The following is an 18,721-nucleotide window of genomic DNA, read 5'->3' as shown; positions in this document are numbered from 1 at the left end:
TCTTGTCACAGCCAGTTCGCAACGCATACTTTTGCCCCTCCTGACGCATTGTCGAGGGGGATTCCATGGCCGTGCGCGGCCGGCATCGCCGGTATCAGCCGAACAGGATCAACCGGGCCTCACTCACCGTGACCGCGGGCGGCGCCGGGATGGCGCTCCCCTTCCTGGGCACGGGCGCCGCCCAGGCGGCCGACGTGGCCACCTGGGACAAGGTCGCCGCGTGCGAGTCGAGCAACGACTGGGACATCAACACCGGCAACGGGTACTACGGCGGTCTCCAGTTCACCCAGTCCACCTGGGAGGCGTTCGGCGGTACCCGCTACGCGCCGCGTGCGGATCTGGCCACCAAGGACCAGCAGATCGCCGTCGCCGAGAAGGTCCTCGACGGACAGGGCCCCGGAGCCTGGCCGGTGTGCTCGGAACGGGCCGGACTCACCCGGGGCGGCGACACTCCCGACATCCGGCCGGCCGGCGACAAGTCCAGGGGCGACGACAAGAAGACGGACGGCGGCGCCGACGGCGAGAAGAGCACGAAGAGCACGAAGAGCACGAAGAACAGGGCGGGCGGCGGCGACACGACCCGCCGGTCCTCCGTCGAGGACGTCAAACCGCACACCACACCCCAGTCGCGGGCGGGCCGCGCCGAGATGTACACCGTGGTCCGCGGTGACACCCTCTCCCAGATCGCCGAGGACGAGCGGCTCCGGGGCGGCTGGCGGGGGCTGTACGACTCCAACCGCTCGACCATCGGCACCGACCCCCACCTCATCGTGCCGGGCCAGCGACTCGCACTGCCCGACGGGACGGCCAAGGCGCCCGAGAGGGCGTCGAAACCGGCCGGGTCGGCCGAGAGGAAACAGTCCACGTCGCAGGGGAAGAAGGCGGACAGGAAACCCGCTCCGCAGCGCACCGAGGACCGGGCCGACCGCGCCGAGCAGGCCGGCGGCGGCCTGGTCGCCCCCGTCAGCGCCTCGCTCGGCACGCCGTACCACAAGGCCGGATCCGCCTGGTCCAAGGGCTACCACACCGGCATCGACTTCCCCGTTCCCACCGGCACGTCCGTGAAGGCGGTCGCCGCGGGCACGGTCGTCAGCGCGGGCTGGGAGGGGTCGTTCGGCTACCAGGTGGTGGTCCGGCACGCCGACGGCCGCTTCAGCCAGTACGCGCATCTGTCGGCGATCTCGGTGAAGGGCGGCCAGTCCGTCACCGCGGGCCAGCGCATCGGCCGCTCCGGTTCCACCGGCAACAGCTCGGGCCCGCATCTGCACTTCGAAGTGCGGACGGGGCCCGGTTTCGGGTCGGACGTCGACCCGGTCGCCTACCTCAGGGCGGGCGGCGTCAGGATTTGACGCGGGTCCGGTGCCGGTCCACCGCCGGCACCGGGACGTACGGGCCGCCGTAGAACGGCGCGTACGACACCAGCGGCACCGTGACGGCGGCCATGTCGTCCGGTGCGCCGGCCGGTGACGGCAGGGGAACCGGCATCCGCACGTCCTCGGGGAGCCCGGGGAGCCCGGGGAGCGTGAGTTCGGCCAGCAGCCGCTCGGCGGGGTCGGCGGGCGGCTGTTCGGCGGTCCTTGCCGCGGAACCGACGGCAGGACCCGCCTCGGCTGCGGAACCCGGTACGAGGGCCTCGCCGTCGGCCGCCTCCGCCTCCCGCTGTTCGCGGGCCAGCCGCTCCGTCGTGAGCAGGATCAGTCCGCCGGCCGCCACCACGCCGCAGCTCAGCGCGAGCGCCGTGCCGGTCGTGCCGTAGCGGAAGGTCTCGCCGAACATCGTGATGCCGACCGCGGCCGCCACCACCGGGTTCACCACCGTCAGAGTGGCGAGCGGGGCCGCGAGTCCGGCGCCCCGGTAGGAGGCCTGGGACAGCAGCATGCCCGCCGTGGCGAGGACGCCGATCACCGCCAGGGAGGGCAGGTCGGCCGCCGTGACCCCGCCGGTCCAGTCGACCGCGACGGTCTTGGTGAAGACGGAGGACATGCCGAACGCGACACCGGACGCGGTGGCCAGCAGGATGCTGCGGACCGCGGGATGACGGTGCACGGCCCGGGCCGCGATCATCAGCGCCACGACCGCCCCGGCCGTCCCCAGCGCCGCCGCCACCCGCTGCGCGGTGTCCAGCGACTGCGCGTCGGACGCGCCGACCAGGGAGAGCAGACCCGCGAGCCCGACCGTCGCCATGATGGCGCCCCGCCACGCCGTCGCCCCGGCCTTGCGGCCGACGAACAGCGCGGCCATGGGCAGCGCGAACACAATGGTCAGCGCGCCCAGCGGCTGTACGAGGCTCAGCGGGCCGTAGGCGAGCGCGACCACGTGCAGGAGTCCGCCGAGGCCGTTGAGCGCGACCGCCGCCCACCAGCCCGGCCGGCGCAGCGGTGCGTACTGCTGCGCGTCGGGCGAGGACACCGCGACCTGCTCCTGCACGATCGCTCCGCCGGCGTACGCCACGGCAGAGACGAACGACAGCAGCACGGACAACGCGAGGGAGCTCATCGGCTGCTCCTCTGCGTGAGGCCGGGGCGGTGGACCCGGCGCGGCGAACGGTCGGCTTTCATAACCAACACGATGCCGTGCCAGGCTGTTCCCGTCGTCGTCCCTGAGCACGCGATGAGTCCTACTGCCGATGGAGTACGACGACGACCCCGTCATACCCAGGGTGGGTGCCCCTCGACCGGGAACCCTTGGTGGCTTCCCTTAGGAAACTTGGTACTACTGCACCTCGTGGACCTCGACCCGCCTCTCACCGCCCTCCACCGGCTCGGTGGCTTCTTCGTACTGCGCACGGCAGGAGTGACCGACCCGCGCACGGCAGGAGTGACCGACCCGCGCACGGCGGGAGTGCCGCACCGCCGCCTGCCCACGCTCGCCCAGGCATACGGCCCCGGGCGTCCGGATGTTCAGGGCGACTTCCTGACCTCGCGGGTCCGCCGAGTCGCCGCTGCCCTGCGCACCCCCGAGACGCGGGTCGCCGCGTCGGTGGCCCAGCAGGGGCTCGCCGCCCGCCTGTGGTCCGTGGCCCTCGGCAGCGCCGCCCTGTACGGCGCCGTCCCCGACCTCGCCCCGCCGCTGCTGCTGTGGGACCCCGAGGGCAGCGCCCCCGACGATCTGTGGCTGACCGGGGTACGGCCGCTGCCCGGTGACGCGGCGACCATCGCCGAACTGGTGCTGCGCGGCCACCTCGAACCCCTCGCGGCGGCCCTGCGCGCCCGCCACCGCCTCGCGCCGGGCCTGCTGCGCGGCAACGCCGCCTCCGCGCTGGCGGGCGCCGCCCGGGAACTGGACCGCTGGGGGCGCGGCCACGGCCGGACGGACGTCGCCGCCCGGGCCGCCTCCCTGACCCGCGAACTCCTCGCGCACCCCCTGCTGAGCGGGACCGGAACCCTCACCGGCACCGCCTTCCGGCGCCGCAGCTGCTGCCTGTACTACCGGGTGCCCGGCGGGGGCGTCTGCGGCGACTGCTGCTTCCCACGGCCGCCCCGCTCTTCCCCACGCGCCCCACTTGCGTGACCATGAAGGGAACGTCCGCCGAGACAGGGAGTTCACGGGTGCGAGTCGGACTGCTGACCCGGGAGTACCCCCCGGACGTGTACGGCGGCGCGGGGGTCCATGTGGAGTTCCTCGCCCGGGAACTGCGGCCGCTGGTGGACCTGGAGGTGCACTGCTGGGGCGAGGGCCGCACCGACGGCGTGCTGCGTCACCGGCCCTGGTCCGCGCTCGACGGCGCCAACGACGCGCTGCGCACCTTCTCCGTGGACCTCGCCATGGCCGCCGCCCTGCAGGGCCGCGAACTCGTCCACTCCCACACCTGGTACGCCAACCTCGGCGGCCACCTCGCGAAGCTGCTGTACGGCATCCCGCACGTGCTGACCGCCCACTCCCTGGAGCCGCTGCGCCCCTGGAAGGCCGAGCAGCTGGGCGGCGGCTATGCCCTGTCCGGCTGGGCCGAGCGCACCGCCGTCGAGGCCGCCGACGCGGTGATCGCCGTCTCCGGTGCCATGCGCGAGGACATCCTGGCCTGCTACCCGGCCCTTGACCCCGGCCGGGTGCGTGTCGTCCACAACGGCATCGACACCGACCTGTACCGTCCCGACCCCGGCACCGACGCCCTGGACCGGATCGGCCTCGACCGCTCCCGCCCGTACGTGCTGTTCGTCGGACGGATCACCCGGCAGAAGGGCGTGCCCCAGCTGCTGCGGGCGGTGCGCGGCATCGACCCGGCCGCGCAGGTCGTCCTGTGCGCGGGAGCCCCGGACACACCCGAGATCGACCGGGAGTTCCGCGAGCAGTACCAGGAGCTGAGCCGGGCCCGCGAGGGCGTGCACTGGATCCCGCAGATGCTGCCGCGCCCGGAGGTGATCCAGCTGCTCACGCATGCCGCCGTGTTCGTCTGCCCCTCGGTGTACGAGCCGCTCGGGATCGTCAACCTGGAGGCCATGGCGTGCGGCACCGCGGTGGTCGCGTCCCGCGTCGGCGGCATCCCGGAGGTCGTGGCGGACGGCTCGACGGGGGTACTCGTGGAGCCGGACGACGACTTCGAGGCGGGTCTCGCGCGGGCTCTCGACTCGGTCCTCGGCGACCCGGCGACGGCACGGCGGATGGGCGAGGCGGGACGGGAGCGGGCGGTCTCGGAGTTCGGCTGGGACGCGGTGGCCCGCCGGACGGTCGGGCTGTACGAGGAGATCCTCGAACAGGCTTAGTCCGGCCCGTCCGGGGCAGTCTTGGGGAAATTCGGCGTGAGGGGAGCGGCCATGCGTCGTGGTGGTCCTTCGGTCCTGGGAATCGTGCTGGCGGGCGGCGAGGGCAAGCGTCTGATGCCCCTCACGGCGGACCGCGCCAAACCGGCGGTCACCTTCGGCGGGACGTACCGCCTGGTCGACTTCGTCCTGTCCAACCTGGTCAACGGTGACATCCTGCGCATCTGCGTGCTCACCCAGTACAAGTCGCACTCGCTGGACCGGCACATCACCACCACCTGGCGGATGTCCAGCCTGCTCGGCAACTACGTCACCCCGGTCCCCGCCCAGCAGCGCCTGGGCCCGCGCTGGTACCTGGGCAGCGCCGACGCCATCCTGCAGTCGCTGAACCTGATCTACGACGAACGGCCCGAGTACGTGGCGGTGTTCGGCGCCGACCACGTCTACCGCATGGACCCGAGCCAGATGCTCGCCCAGCACATCGAGAGCGGCGCCGGCGTCACGGTGGCCGGGATCCGGGTGCCGCGCTCGGAGTCCTCCTCCTTCGGCGTGATCACGCCGGGCTCGGACGGCCGGACCGTCGAGCGCTTCCTGGAGAAGCCCAGCGACCCGCCCGGCCTCGCCGACGACCCCGAGTGCGTGTTCGCCTCCATGGGCAACTACCTCTTCACCACCAAGGCCCTGATCGAGGCGCTCCAGCGGGACGCCGAGGACGAGGACTCGGTGCACGACATGGGCGGCTCGATCCTGCCCCAGCTCACCGACCGGGGTGAGGCCCATCTGTACGACTTCAGCTCCAACCACGTGCCCGGCGAGACCACCCGGGACCAGGGCTACTGGCGCGACGTCGGCACGCTGGACGCGTACTACGAGGCGCACATGGACCTGATCGCCGAGCGCCCCGCGTTCAATCTGTACAACCGGCAGTGGCCCATCTACACGCACTCCGGCCAGCTCTCGCCGGCCCGGTTCAACGCGGGCGGCATGGCGAGCGAGTCGATCATCAGTGCCGGGTGTCTGATCCGGGGCCAGGTCACGCGGTCGGTGCTGTCGCCGGGCGTGGTGGTCGACCCGGGGGCCGTGGTGCAGGGCTCGGTGCTGCACGACAACGTCCATGTAGGGCGGGGCGCGGTGGTGCGCGGCGCGGTGCTCGACAAGAACGTCGAGGTGCCGCCGGGCGCGACGATCGGCGTCAACCCGGAGCGGGACGCGGAGCTGTACACGGTGTCCAAGGGCGGGGTGATCGCGCTCGGGAAGGGACAGCGCGTGCCGTAGGTGCGGGTGCGCGGGCCCCGGTCGGCTGTGGCCACCGGGGCCTTTGTCATGTCCCTGGACGTGTGACGGAATCCGTGCTGTTATGCCAACTACTGTTCGTGACAACGTTGTACGGGCCCGTGCAACGCACAGAACAGAACACGCAGAACAGGTACATGTACTGAGCAGCGAGCCGTCACCTTCCTCACCGACGGAGGATCCGTGCGCATCAGACGACTCAGGAACCGTTTCGCACTACTCCTGGCCGCCGCACTGGGAGTCGCAGGACTCACCGCGGCCGGCCCGGCCGCGACCGCCGCGGAGGACGACCCGGTGGAGATCCACGGACTGAAGGGTGAGTACTACACCCAGTCCGCCCCCGGCGCCTTCGACTTCCACGAGCTCAAGGCCACCGCCTTCGACTCCGCCCTGGACTTCGACAACCTGGAGCCGCGACTGAACTTCACCACCGGCCGGTCGGACGACGTCAGCGTCCGCTGGACCGGCAGGATCGTGCCGGAGACGACCGGCGCCCACACCTTCTCGGTCACCGCCGACAACGGCTTCCGGCTGTGGATCGACGGCCGGCTCGCCATCGACCACTGGGTCGACGACTGGGACCGCGAACAGACCGCCGAGCCGGTCGAACTGACCGCCGGCCGGGCCTACGACATCAAGGTCGAGTACTTCGAGCACTACGGCGGCTCCAACCTCCACCTGCGCTGGACCGAGCCCGGCGGCACCAAGGAACCCGTCCCGCAGTCGGCGTTCCGCCTCCCCGAGGGCTTCGACTACGACGGTGCCCTCTCCGCCACCGTCCTCGCCTCAGGCCGCACCCTGAAGCTCGACTTCCCGCAGCCGCTGGCCACACCTCCGGCCGGTTTCACCGACCACATCGACGCCGTCATCGGCGGCGCCGACTGGCCCCTGGAGTCGGCGGAACCCGACCCGGCCGACCCCAGGGCGCTCCTCGTCACCCTCGCCGAGCCCGTCGTCGGCAACAGGACCGGCACGGCCCGCGGCAGCGCCGACATCCGCTACGACGGCCGGGGCGGCCTGACCGCCGCAGACGGTGACCCCGTGGACGCGTTCCTGAGCAGCGGCCCCAACCGCTCCACCCACGAACTGCGCACGAAGTGGGCCGACGAGGTGGGCCCGGACAACGCCCTGCCCGAGTACCCGCGCCCGCAGCTCACCCGCGACGCGTGGCGGAACCTCAACGGCCGCTGGCAGTTCGCCGCCGCCGAGGAGGGCGAGCAGCCGCCCGTCGGCAAGACCCTGAAGGAGCGCATCCTCGTCCCGTACCCGGTGGAGTCCCAGCTCTCCGGGATCCAGCGGCACGAGGACCGCATGTGGTACCGCCGCACCTTCACCGTGCCCCGCGACTGGGAGATCGGCTCCGGCCAGCGGCTGCGGCTGAACTTCGGCGCGGTCGACTGGCGGTCCGAGGTGTACGTCAACGGCACGAAGGTCGCCGCGCACGAGGGCGGCTACGACAAGTTCGGCGCCGACATCACCGACGCGCTGAAGCCGGGCCGCTCCCAGGAGCTCATCGTCGGCGTGTACGACCCGACCGACGCGGCCGACGGTGAGAACCCGCCGCTCGGCAAGCAGCGCCTGGACCCCAGCGGCATCTGGTACACGCCCAGCTCGGGCATCTGGCAGACCGTCTGGATGGAACCGGTCGCCCGCGACCACGTCGACTCCCTCGAGCTCGTCCCGGACGTGCCGGGCGAGCGGCTCACCGTGGAGGCGAAGGGCGTCCGGGACGGCGTACCGGTCAGGGCCACCGCGTACGACGGACGGCGCAAGGTCGCCACGGCGACCGGCCGTACCGGGGAACCGCTGACCCTGAGGATCGACAACCCGCGTCTGTGGTCGCCCGACGACCCGTTCCTGTACCGGCTGAAGGTGACCGTCGGCGCCGACCGCGTCGGCAGCTACTTCGGGATGCGCTCCATCGCCGTCGAGCAGATCGACGGGGTGCCGCGCACGGTCCTCAACGGCGAACCCGTCTTCCTGATGGCCACCCTCGACCAGGGCTTCTGGCCCGACGGCCTGCACACCGCGCCCACCGACGAGGCCCTCGCGTACGACCTGCGGGCGCACAAGGAGCTCGGCTTCAACTCCGTGCGCAAGCACATCAAGGTCGAACCGGACCGCTGGTTCTACTGGGCCGACCGGCTCGGGCTCCTGGTGTGGCAGGACATGCCCGCCATGACGGCCGGCGTGAACCCCGGCCCCGAGTCCCGCGAGCGCTACGAGCGCGAGATGAAACAGATGATCGACGAGCACATCAGCAGCCCGTCGATCGTCATGTGGGTCACCTTCAACGAGGGCTGGGGCCAGTACGACATCGGCCGGATCGCCGAACAGGCCAAGGCCTGGGACCCGAGCCGGCTGGTCAACAACCAGTCCGGGCTCAACCTCGGCGCGGACGGGAACGCCGGCGACATCATGGACGAGCACGGCTATCCCAGCCCGGCGCTCCCACCCCGCCCGGACGGCAGACGTGCCCTGGTCAGCGGCGAGTACGGCGGTCTCGGCCTCGCCGTGCCCGGACACGCCTGGCCGGTGCAGCAGTCGTACGTCGACGTCGACCCGGCGACCTACACCGACGACTACCTCACCAAGCTCGACGAGGTGCGCGCGCTGGTGTGCCGGGGCAGCAACGGCGCCGTGTACACCCAGATCACGGATGTGGAGGGCGAACTCAACGGTCTGCTCACCTACGACCGGCGCGTCACGAAGCCGGACGTGGCTCGCGTGAAGGCCGCGCACGAGGCGCTGATCCGGGACGCCTCCCGAGCGCAGCCCGCGGGCTGCGCCGCCGCCGAGGGTGCCGCGCGATGAGCGGTTCCTCCGACGGGTGGCGCCCGTACGGGTGGCGTCTGTCACCCGGTGACGCGGTGACCGTGCCGCTGTAGCCCCGCCCTTCGACCGAGTCCCGCCCCTCCCGCCGCACCGGTGGGAGGGGCGGACGCGTCATCTGATGTTAACTATGTGTAGCCAGATCGTACTTGACCGTAATCGGCCGGGAGCGATTGACTGCTGATCCGTCCCGTCGTCGACGCGAGGCACCGCCCATGACCGCAGACCCGCTCGCTCCCCTCGACCTCGCCTTCTGGAACATCGAGTCCGCCGGTCACCCGATGCACCTCGCGGCGCTCGGCGTCTTCTCGGCCCGCTCGCCCTCCGCTGCGGCCCACGCGGTGGACCTGCTGGCCGCCCGGGCCGCCGCCGTGCCCGGACTGCGGATGCGCATCCGGGACACCTGGCAGCCGCTCGGGCTGCGGGAGTCCCTGTCGGCGCTCCGCCGTCCGTGGCCGGCCCCCGGCGAGCCCCTCGCCGCCGCCCTGCGGCAGCCGCTCGCCGCCGCCCTGCGCCGGTCGCTCGCCTTCGGCGGCGCCACCCGGGAGCCCGACCCCGCCTTCGACCCCCTCGACCACGTCCGGCTGCACCCTCCGGCCGCCTGCTTCCACACCGCGGCCGGGCGGCTCATGGGACGCCCGCTGGAACGGACCCGGCCGCCCTGGGAGGCGCATGTGCTGCCGGGTGAGGACGGCGCCTCCTTCGCCGTGCTGTTCAAGTTCCACCACGCCCTCGCCGACGGGCTGCGCGCACTCACCCTCGCCGCCGCGCTGATGGACCCCACGGACCTGCCCACGCCCCGGCCCCGCCCCACCGAGCCGGCACGCGGGCTGCTCCCGGACGTGCGGGAGGTGCCCGGCCTGGTGCGCGGCGCCCTGTCGGACGCGGGCCGGGCCCTGGACATCGGGGCCGCCGTCGCCCGGGCCACCCTCGACGTGCGCTCCTCGCCCGCGCTGACCTGCGCGCCCAGCGGCACCCGCCGTACCGCCGGAGTGGTGGTCGACCTGGACGACGTGCACCGGATCCGCAAGAGCGCCGGCGGCACCGTCAACGACGTCCTGATCGCGGTCGTCGCCGGCGCGCTGCGCCGCTGGCTCGACGAGCGCGGCGACGGCAGCGAGGGGGTCGCGCCCCGCGCCCTCGTCCCCGTCTCCCGGCGCCGGCCGCGCACCGCCCACCCACAGGGCAACCGGCTCTCCGGGTACCTGATGCGGCTCCCCGTCGGCGAGCGGGACCCGCTCGCCCGCCTCACGCAGGTGCGTACGGCCATGGACCGCAACAAGGACGCCGGTCCGCACCGGGGCGCGGGCGCCGTCGCCCTGCTCGCCGACCACGTGCCGCCGCTCGGCCACCGGCTCGGCGGGCCGCTGCTCGGCCAGGCGGCCCGCATCTGGTTCGACGTCCTGGTCACCAGCGTGCCGCTGCCGGGCTTCGGGCTGAAACTCGGCGGCGACCCGCTCGGGGCCGTCTTCCCGCTCGCCCCGCTGGCCCCCGGACACTCCCTCGCGGTCGCGGTCTCCACCTACCGAGGACACGTCCACTACGGGCTGGTCGCCGACGGCGCGGCCGTCCCGGACCTCGACCGCCTGGCCCGCGCGGTGACCGGGGAGGTGAGCACGCTGATCACCGCCTGCGATCACCGGTAGACGCGGGTTTGGTACTGCGGCCCGGCGCTCCGTAAAATCCCCCGTTCGACAGCGGATGCGAACGGAGCGCCGCGAGGCAGAGCGGGAAACGGCAGCGGCGATGACGGTGACAGAGGACGGCCCCCAGGCCACGGACGCGGTGGCACACGGGCCCGGCATCGACCCGGAGCGGCTCGCCGTGTGCCTCGGCGTGCTCGAGGAACTCGACAAGATCGACGTGGACCACCCCGACGCGATCCTGGTCCGCAGGGCCACCTCGCACATCTACCGCTCGGTCAAGCAGCGCCGCCGACAGGAACGCCGGGCCGCCAAGACCGCCCACGACAAGGCGGTCACCGAGGCCACCGCGACCGGCTCGGCCGAGCGCATCGACGACGAGACCGAGGGCATCCTGCCGTCCTCCCGCGTCGAGCCCGGCGCGATCGCGGGAGTGCTCCAGCGCCCCCGCTCCTGTTACGTGTGCAAGACCCGCTACGTCGAGGTCGACTACTTCTACCACCAGCTCTGCCAGGACTGCGCCGCCGAGAACCGGGCCCGGCGCGACGCCCGCGCCGACCTCACCGGCAAGCGGGCGCTGCTCACCGGCGGACGCGCCAAGATCGGCATGTACATCGCGCTGCGGCTGCTGCGCGACGGTGCCCACACCACGATCACCACGCGCTTCCCCAAGGACGCCATCCGCCGCTTCAAGGCCATGGACGACTCCGCGGACTGGATCCACCGCCTGGAGGTCGTCGGCATAGACCTGCGCGACCCGGCCCAGGCCGTCGCGCTGGCCGACCAGGTCGCGCGGCAGGGCCCGCTCGACATCCTGATCAACAACGCCACCCAGACCGTACGCCGTCTGCCGTCCGCGTACGCCGCGCTCGTCGAGGGCGAGAGCGCCCCCCTGCCGGCCGGTGAACTGCCCGCCCACCACGTCATCGGCGCCTTCAACTCCGGCGCGGTCGACGGACTGACCGCGCTGCCCGTCGGCGTCAGCGGACTCGACGCGCAGAAGGTGGCCGACCTCGCCCTGGTCGCGGGCAACGCCAGCGTGGTCCGGCACCGTGACGGCACCGCCATCGACGCGGGCGGCCTGGTCCCCGACGTCGTCGACACCAACACCTGGGTGCAGACCATCGAGCAGATCTCCCCGGTGGAGCTGCTGGAGACCCAGCTGTGCAACTACACGGCGCCGTTCATCCTGATCAGCAAGCTGCGTCCGTCGATGGCCGAGGCCGCGCGCCGGGCGTCCGCCGGGCGCGCGTACGTCGTCAACGTCTCCGCGATGGAAGGCGTCTTCGCCCGCGGCTACAAGGGCGCGGGCCACCCCAACACCAACGCGGCCAAGGCCGCCATGAACATGGTGACGCGGACCAGCGCGCACGAGATGTTCGAGACCGACCGCATCCTGATGACCTCGGTCGACACCGGCTGGATCACCGACGAGCGTCCCCACTTCGACAAGCTGCGCCTCGCCGATGCCGGCTTCCACGCCCCGCTCGACCTGGTCGACGGCGCGGCCCGGGTCTACGACCCGATCGTGCGCGGCGAGGCGGGCGAGGACCTGTACGGCGTCTTCCTGAAGGACTACGCGCCCGGCAGGTGGTGACGTACGGCGGCCCGACGGGCAACTCCCCCTCCGGGGCGGACGCGTCAGTCGACCATGCCGAAGCGGGAGTTGCGCGCCGCCAGCAGCTCGAGCACGGTGCGCCAGTCCTCCAGGACGCCGGCGTCGAAGCAGGCGGTGCGGGCCTCCTCGTCCGCCGCCCGCAGGGTGAGGAGGTCGTCGTCGGCCGGAAGGCCGAGCCGGGGGTGGAGCCGGACCAGACCGGCCACCCGCTCGCCCAGCAGCGCCCGTATCGCGTCCGCCGCGCGGTCGGCCCGTGACGCCGGCTCGCCCGGCCACAGCAGCCGGCCGACGGGCCGGACCAGGCCCGCCACCTGGAGTTCCTTGTCCGCCGGCCGGCCGCGGCGCAGCAACGCGGCGGTCCGCAGGGCGTGGTCGTGGGCGTCGACCGGGGCCCGGTCATGGCCCGTGACGTCCCGCGTGCCCCGGCACGCGTACAGCAGGTCCATCAGCTCCTCGACGGTGCGCAGCTCCATGCGCCGGTCCTCCCGGGAGTAGGCCGTTGCCGTGCGGCAGCAGATCATGTCGACCTTGCGTGTCGGCCAACGGGACTTGAACTGCGCCATGACCACACGGCCTTGTCGAAGGCGTCGACGCCCGGGTACTCCGAATGAGTGACTCCAGGACGTCGCACGAATGACCAAATAGGAGCATATTGAGGTTGATTGAGCGCCCTCTGTCGCGTGATTGTTACCGACGGTTTCGAGCCCCATCGAGCGGGGGGCCGCTCATTTGGTTACTCTGATGCGGACGGACAGCAGAAAGGGTCCAACCCGCACCCACGGTCCGTCATGGGACCAGCCGGTTCACAACGGCCTGCTCTCCCTCGAGTTACCGGCGCCACCGCGTCCGAACGGCTTTCGACTTGACCCGAGCGGACGTCAGACGCCAGGCGCAGGGCCGGCGCGGCGCGTCCCGAGGGGACCGACACATAAGGAGTGCGCGGTGACACCGGAGAAGACGAAACGCGAACAACGCCCGGAGGAACGCCCGGAGCGTGCCCCCCGCAGGCCCGGCGAGCTCGGCAGCCTCGACGTGTGGGCCCGTTCGGCCCCGATCCGCCTCGCGGGCTACGAGGACGACCTCGCCGAGCCGCACATCCTGCCCAGCGTCGACTGACACGCGTCGCCCCCTCCGAGATCGCCGCGCCCGCGGACGTGCCAGACTCGCATTCATGCTGATCAGGGAAGCGAGCCACGACGACTGGCCGCGCATCTGGCCGTTCTGGCACCGCATCGTCTCCGCGGGCGAGACCTACGCCTGGGACCCGGGGACCTCCGAGGAGGTCGCCCGGGCCCTGTGGATGAACCCGGCGAAACAGGTGTACGTCGTCGAGGGCGACACCTCCACCGTCGTCGCCTCCGCCTATCTCACGCCCAACTACGGCGGCCCCGCCGCGGGGATCGCCAACGCCGGCTTCATGGTCGACCCCGACCGGGCCGGCCGGGGCGTGGGCCGCCGCCTCGCCGAGCACGTGGTGGCCGAGGCGCGGGCCGCCGGCTACCGGGGCATGGTGTTCAACGCCGTCGTCGAGACCAACCCCGCCGTGGCGTTGTGGACTTCACTCGGCTTCACGATCCTCGGGACGGTGCCCGAGGCCTTCGACCATCCCCGGCACGGCCTGGTCGGACTGCACATCATGTACAGGGCGCTGTGACGGCGGGGCGCGGCCTCAGGGCCGGACGTAGGGCCGGGTCATGATCTCCATGTTGTGGCCGTCCGGATCGTCGAAGTAGGCGCCGCGACCGCCGAAGAGATCATTGACCCGTCCCGGCTCCGTGTGGCCGGGGTCGGCGTAGTAGGTGACCCCGGCCGCCTCCAGGCGCGCGATCATGGCGTCGAACCGCTCCTCGGGTACCAGGAACGCGTAGTGCTGCCCCTGGATCGGCTCGTCCCTCTTCTCGTAGTAGTCGAGGGTCACGCCGTTGCCGAGGTCGACCGGCAGGAACGGACCGAACGGCGCGCCGACCTCCAGGTGGAGGATCCCGGCGAGGAACTCGGCGGAGAGCCGGCGGTCACTGGCGTAGACGGCGGTGTGGTTCAACTGGACGTGTGGTGCTTCGGGCATGGCTGGATTCGTCTCCGGTGTCGGTTTCCACGGGTGAGGCCGCGCGGCGGCGCGCGACGGGAAAAGGGGACGCGGAGAGGTGCGGCGGGCCACGGGCTGTGGCCCGGCCGCCTCGCGCGAGCGGGGGCATGCCCCGCACGGGCCTCACACCGAGGCCGGGAGCGCCTTACGTGAATGGCCTACGGCCGACCCGGCAGTCACCCGGCCGACCCTAGGTCCTTTCGGTCGATCACGGCAACGCCGTTACGGGCCATGTCCCTCCGGCGGCGCCGGCCGGGCGGTCGAGGCCGGTCCGTCCCCGCCGTGGCGTGCCGTGGACTCGTTCTCCTGCGCGAGCCGGCGCAGGGCCATCAGCGCCGGTTCCAGCAGGAAGGTCAGGAGCACCGCGTGCTCGGCCTTCTCCAGCGGGTCCGTGATCGTCTCGATGCGGTCGAGATCGTGCCGGGCCGTCCGCTCCGCGAGCTCGGCGTAGGGGAGGAGCGCCTGCCAGTCGTACTCGATGTCCAGCGAGCGCAGGGTCTGGAGGGTCCGGTCGATGATCTGCCGCGCCGGGTTGCCCGCGGAGACCGACCAGCCCATCGCGTCGACCAGGGCGGCGGCCTCGGGATGCTCGGCGCTGCGGTCGTCGTCGGCGGTGCCCGGTGCGCCGGTGCCGGCCGGCCGGATGCCGAAGGCGATGCCGAGCAGTTCGTGCGTGTCGCCCCGGTGCTCGGCCATGGCGTCCAGGACCTGCTTGGCCGCAGCGACGGACAGTCCGCGCACGCCGGTCAGCGCGCGGATCAGCCGCAGCCGTCTGAGATGGGTCTCGTCGTACTCGGCCTGAGTCGCCGCGGTGGCCCGGCCGGGCGGCAGCAGGCCCTCGCGCAGGTAGTACTTGATCGTCGCGTTGGGCACCCCGCTGCGGCGACTGAGTTCCGAGATCCTCACGTGCCTTCCCGCTTCCCCTCTGGCTTTCTCCGGCTTTCCCCTGGCATTGGATAGCTCCACTGTCTAGTCTGGATAGTGCCACTCACCAATCGTGGAGGCGAGACTATCGTGCCTACTCTTCCCTGGGTCACGCCGCATCCGGCCCGGCCCGACACCCAAGCCTTCGTCATGGCCTCCCGCTTCGAGGTGCGGTCACTGAAGGACGTCCCCCGCTTCTTCTGGAAGTCCCTCGCCGCCTGGGGCCAGGTCCGCAAGGCGCCCGGAGCGCTCGGCGCCTCCTTGGAGGCCAGGCCGTTCGGCAAGGTCTTCTACACGCTGTCCGCGTGGGAGAGCCGGGAGGCGCTGTACGCCTACGCCCGGACCGACCCGCACAAGAGCGTCATGACCGGCGTGCGCGAGACGATGCGCGACTCGACGTTCACGTTCTGGGAGGTGCCCGTCGACAGGCTGCCGATCGACTGGGACGATGCCAAGCGCCGCATCGCGGTCCAGGCCCAGGCGCAGGCCAACGCCTCGGACGGGCACAGCACCGCCGACTGAGCGGCGGGTCCGGTTCGAACGGGTTCGCGCCGGGGGAGTTGTACCCCTGGTGACCACCCGCCCTCAACCATGGAGCGCCCCGCATGCACGACGACCGCACTCTGGTCGAAGCCCGCCTCAAGCGCGTCCTCGATGAGCGCATCCGTCCCGCCGTGTACCCCGAGTCCGTACCGCTCGAGGTCGCGGTGTGGCACGCGCCTGGAGAACCCGTCCCCGTCGCCGAGGGCCTCGCGGCCGAGCCCGAGCCCGTCGAGGTGGGTGCCCGCTGGGGCGCGCCCTGGGGCACCAGCTGGTTCCGGGTCACCGGGACCGTCCCCGAGGCGTGGGCCGGAAGGACCGTGGAGGCGGTCCTCGACCTCGGCTTCGACGAGAACATGCCCGGCTTCCAGTGCGAGGGCCTGGTCTACCGGCCGGACGGCACCCCCGTGAAGGGCCTCAACCCGCGCAACCAGTGGGTGCGGGTCGGTGCGCCCGTCGAGGGCGGGGAGGAGGTGCGCCTGCACGTCGAGGCCGCCTCCAACCCCGTCATCATGGGCTACCACCCCTTCCTGCCCACCCCGCTCGGTGACAAGGAGACCGTGGGCAGCGCACCGCTGTACACGCTCGCCCGCATGGACCTCGCCGTGTTCGACGAGACCGTGTGGCAGCTGGTCGTCGACCTGGACGTGCTCGGCGAGCTGATGGCCGAGCTGCCGGTGGACTCGCCCCGCCGCTGGGAGATCCTTCGCGCGGTGGACCGGGCCCTGGACGCCGTCGACCTCCAGGACGTGGCCGGCACGGCCGAACAGGCCCGTTCCTGTCTCACCGATGTCCTCGCCGCGCCCGCCGCGCCCTCCGCGCACCGCATCAGCGCCGTCGGACACGCGCACATCGACTCGGCGTGGCTGTGGCCGCTGCGCGAGACCGTCCGCAAGGTCGCCCGTACGACGGCCAACATGACCGCCCTGCTCGACGACGAACCCGAGTTCGTCTTCGCCATGTCGCAGGCCCAGCAGTGGGCGTGGGTGAAGGAGCACCGGCCCGAGGTGTGGGCGCGGGTGAAGAAGGCGGTGGCCGACGGGCGGTTCGTGCCGGCCGGCGGCATGTGGGTGGAGTCGGACACCAACATGCCGGGTGCGGAGGCGATGGCCCGGCAGTTCGTGCACGGCAAGCGGTTCTTCCTGGACGAGTTCGGCATCGAGAACGACGAGGCGTGGCTGCCGGACACCTTCGGCTTCGCCGCCGGCCTGCCCCAGATCATCAAGGCGGCGGGCTCCAAGTACCTGCTGACGCAGAAGATCTCCTGGTCGCGCACGAACAGCTTCCCGCACCACACCTTCCGCTGGGAGGGCGTCGACGGCACCCGGATCTTCACCCACTTCCCGCCCGTCGACACCTACAACTGCTCCATGCGGGGCGCCGAGATCGCCCACGCGGTCCGCACCTTCAAGGACAAGGGCGTGGCCCGCCACTCCCTCGCGCCCACCGGGTGGGGCGACGGAGGCGGCGGCACCACCCGTGAGATGGTCGCCAAGGCGGCCCGGCTGCGGGACCTGGAGGGCTCGGCGACGGTGACCTGGGAGACACCGTCCGCGTTCTTCGCGAAGGCCGAGGCCGAGTACCCCGAACCGCCCGTGTGGGTCGGGGAGCTCTACCTCGAACTGCACCGGGCCACCCTCACCAGCCAGGCCGGCACCAAGCAGGGCAACCGGCGCAGCGAGCACCTGCTGCGCGAGGCCGAGCTGTGGGCGGCCACGGCGGCCGTGCGGACCGGATTCCCCTACCCCTACGAGGAGCTGGACCGGATCTGGAAGACGGTGCTGCTGCACCAGTTCCACGACATCCTGCCCGGCTCCTCCATCGCCTGGGTGCACCGCGAGGCCCGCGCCACCTACGCGCGGATCGCCGGGGAACTGAACGGCATCATCGACTCCGCGCAGCGCGCCCTGGCCGGCGAGGGGACGGTTCCGCTGGTCTTCAACGCCGCACCGCACCCCCGCGCGGGCGTCCCGGCGGGCGGCGCCCGGACGGCGGCCGTCGAGGGCCGCACGACGCTCGGCGCGCGCCCCGGCGGCGGGCACATCCTGGACAACGGCCTGCTCCGGGTCGAGATCGACGCCCGGGGTCTGGTGGTCTCCGCCCAGGACATCGAGGCCGACCGCGAGACCATCGCCCCCGGCCGGGCAGGCAACCTCCTCCAGCTCCACCCGGACCTGCCGAACATGTGGGACGCCTGGGACGTCGACGAGTTCTACCGCAACACGGTCACCGATCTGACCGACGCGGAGGAGGTCGTCGAGGGCGAGGACGGCGCCTCGGTGCGGATCGTCCGTTCCTTCGGGAGCTCCCGGGTCACCCAGGTGCTGTCGCTGCCGCCGGGGGAGCGGCGGCTCGTGGTGGACACCGAGGTCGACTGGCACGAGACGGAGAAGTTCCTCAAGCTCGCCTTCCCGCTCGACCTGCACGCCGAACGGTACGCGTCCGAGACGCAGTTCGGGCACTTCTTCCGGCCCACGCACACCAACACCTCGTGGGAGGCGGCCAAGTTCGAGGCGTGCAACCACCGTTTCGTCCACCTCCAGGAGCCGGACTGGGGCGTGGCGGTCGTCAACGACTCGACGTACGGCCACGACGTGACGCGCACGGTCCGGGAGGACGGCGACGGCGGCACGACCACGACCGTCCGGGTCTCCTTGCTGCGCGCCCCGCGCTTCCCCGATCCCGAGACCGACCAGGGCGTGCACCGCTTCCGGCACGCGCTGGTGCCGGGCTCGTCGATCGGCGACGCGGTGCGCGAGGGCTGGCGGATCAACCTGCCCGAGCGGCACCTCACCGGGGCGGGCGAGGTCGCCCCGCTGGTGACGGCCGACCGGGACGCGGTCGTCGTCTCGGCGGTCAAGCTGGCCGACGACGGCAGCGGTGACATCGTCGTCCGCTTCCACGAGGCACACGGTGCCCGCGCCCGCGCCACCCTCACCACCGGGTTCGCGGCCACCGGCATCGAGGTGACCGACCTGCTGGAACGCCCGCTGGCGGACACGGAGGCGCCTCCGCTCGACGGCGACCGGATCACCGTACGGCTGCGTCCCTTCGAGCTGATGACGCTGCGGCTGAAGCGCGCCTGACC

At 72.3% G+C, this 18,721-nt stretch carries 15 protein-coding genes; 11 read left to right on the top strand and 4 right to left on the bottom strand.

Going from position 1 to position 18,721, the window contains the following annotated elements:
- Positions 1–65: 65 nt before the first annotated feature.
- The gene (locus IE178_RS08915; RefSeq protein ID WP_193511855.1) at positions 66–1,349 is read left to right on the top strand and encodes a transglycosylase family protein; all 1,284 of its coding nucleotides are present in this window, start codon (positions 66–68) and stop codon (positions 1,347–1,349) included.
- Here IE178_RS08915 and IE178_RS08910 read toward each other — a convergent pair.
- The gene (locus IE178_RS08910; protein WP_193511854.1) at positions 1,339–2,496 is read right to left on the bottom strand and encodes a DMT family transporter; all 1,158 of its coding nucleotides are present in this window, start codon (positions 2,494–2,496) and stop codon (positions 1,339–1,341) included. The two genes, IE178_RS08915 and IE178_RS08910, sit on opposite strands and share 11 nt — an antisense overlap.
- 210 nt (positions 2,497–2,706) lie before the next feature.
- On the opposite strand from IE178_RS08910, the gene IE178_RS08905 reads away from it, so the two are divergent.
- From IE178_RS08905 to IE178_RS08880, 6 genes are all read left to right on the top strand, one after another.
- On the top strand, positions 2,707–3,510 hold the full coding sequence (locus IE178_RS08905; protein WP_244971861.1) for a (2Fe-2S)-binding protein: 804 nt from the start codon (positions 2,707–2,709) through the stop codon (positions 3,508–3,510).
- A 38-nt stretch (positions 3,511–3,548) separates the two neighbouring features.
- Entirely contained in the window at positions 3,549–4,700 is a 1,152-nt protein-coding gene (glgA, locus tag IE178_RS08900; RefSeq protein ID WP_193511853.1) for a glycogen synthase, read from the top strand.
- A 51-nt stretch (positions 4,701–4,751) separates the two neighbouring features.
- Positions 4,752–5,972 (top strand): glucose-1-phosphate adenylyltransferase, encoded by a 1,221-nt coding sequence (gene glgC / locus IE178_RS08895; protein WP_184762527.1) that lies wholly within the window; start codon positions 4,752–4,754, stop codon positions 5,970–5,972.
- 201 nt (positions 5,973–6,173) lie between these two features.
- Positions 6,174–8,804 carry a PA14 domain-containing protein gene (locus tag IE178_RS08890; protein ID WP_193511852.1) on the top strand — a complete coding sequence of 877 codons (2,631 nt, stop codon included), beginning with the start codon at positions 6,174–6,176 and terminating at the stop codon, positions 8,802–8,804.
- Between the two features lie 233 nt (positions 8,805–9,037).
- Complete coding sequence (locus IE178_RS08885) at positions 9,038–10,468, top strand: wax ester/triacylglycerol synthase family O-acyltransferase (protein ID WP_193511851.1); 1,431 nt, start codon at positions 9,038–9,040, stop codon at positions 10,466–10,468.
- Positions 10,469–10,568: 100 nt separating this feature from the next.
- A complete protein-coding gene (locus tag IE178_RS08880; protein WP_184762530.1) occupies positions 10,569–12,062 on the top strand; it encodes an SDR family NAD(P)-dependent oxidoreductase in 1,494 nt (497 codons plus the stop codon).
- Between the two features lie 44 nt (positions 12,063–12,106).
- Here IE178_RS08880 and IE178_RS08875 read toward each other — a convergent pair whose 3' ends face one another.
- Positions 12,107–12,556 carry a hypothetical protein gene (locus IE178_RS08875; RefSeq protein ID WP_193511878.1) on the bottom strand — a complete coding sequence of 150 codons (450 nt, stop codon included), beginning with the start codon at positions 12,554–12,556 and terminating at the stop codon, positions 12,107–12,109.
- Between the two features lie 469 nt (positions 12,557–13,025).
- On the opposite strand from IE178_RS08875, the gene IE178_RS08870 reads away from it, so the two are divergent.
- Both IE178_RS08870 and IE178_RS08865 read left to right on the top strand, forming a co-directional pair.
- Positions 13,026–13,199: a hypothetical protein gene (locus IE178_RS08870; protein WP_184762531.1), complete on the top strand. Its 174-nt coding sequence runs from the start codon at positions 13,026–13,028 to the stop codon at positions 13,197–13,199.
- A gap of 55 nt (positions 13,200–13,254) precedes the next feature.
- Complete coding sequence (locus IE178_RS08865; RefSeq protein WP_193511850.1) at positions 13,255–13,737, top strand: GNAT family N-acetyltransferase; 483 nt, start codon at positions 13,255–13,257, stop codon at positions 13,735–13,737.
- A gap of 15 nt (positions 13,738–13,752) precedes the next feature.
- Here the strand turns inward: IE178_RS08865 and IE178_RS08860 are convergent, their stop codons facing one another.
- Together IE178_RS08860 and IE178_RS08855 are read right to left on the bottom strand one after the other, a co-directional pair.
- Complete coding sequence (locus IE178_RS08860) at positions 13,753–14,148, bottom strand: VOC family protein (RefSeq protein ID WP_184762533.1); 396 nt, start codon at positions 14,146–14,148, stop codon at positions 13,753–13,755.
- A 243-nt stretch (positions 14,149–14,391) separates the two neighbouring features.
- The gene (locus tag IE178_RS08855) at positions 14,392–15,075 is read right to left on the bottom strand and encodes a MerR family transcriptional regulator (protein WP_193511849.1); all 684 of its coding nucleotides are present in this window, start codon (positions 15,073–15,075) and stop codon (positions 14,392–14,394) included.
- A 108-nt stretch (positions 15,076–15,183) separates the two neighbouring features.
- Between IE178_RS08855 and IE178_RS08850 the strand changes: the two genes are divergently transcribed.
- Complete coding sequence (locus IE178_RS08850) at positions 15,184–15,615, top strand: DUF3291 domain-containing protein (protein WP_184762535.1); 432 nt, start codon at positions 15,184–15,186, stop codon at positions 15,613–15,615.
- An 83-nt stretch (positions 15,616–15,698) separates the two neighbouring features.
- Positions 15,699–18,719, top strand: a complete 3,021-nt coding sequence (locus IE178_RS08845; protein WP_193511848.1) for an alpha-mannosidase — start codon at positions 15,699–15,701, stop codon at positions 18,717–18,719.
- Positions 18,720–18,721 lie beyond the last annotated feature (2 nt).

The organism is Streptomyces griseoloalbus (assembly GCA_014650015.1).
Classification (GTDB): Bacteria; Actinomycetota; Actinomycetes; order Streptomycetales; family Streptomycetaceae; genus Streptomyces; species Streptomyces griseoloalbus.
The sequence above is the reverse complement of the archived record's forward strand: the minus strand, read 5'-3'. Positions and strand labels throughout refer to the sequence as shown.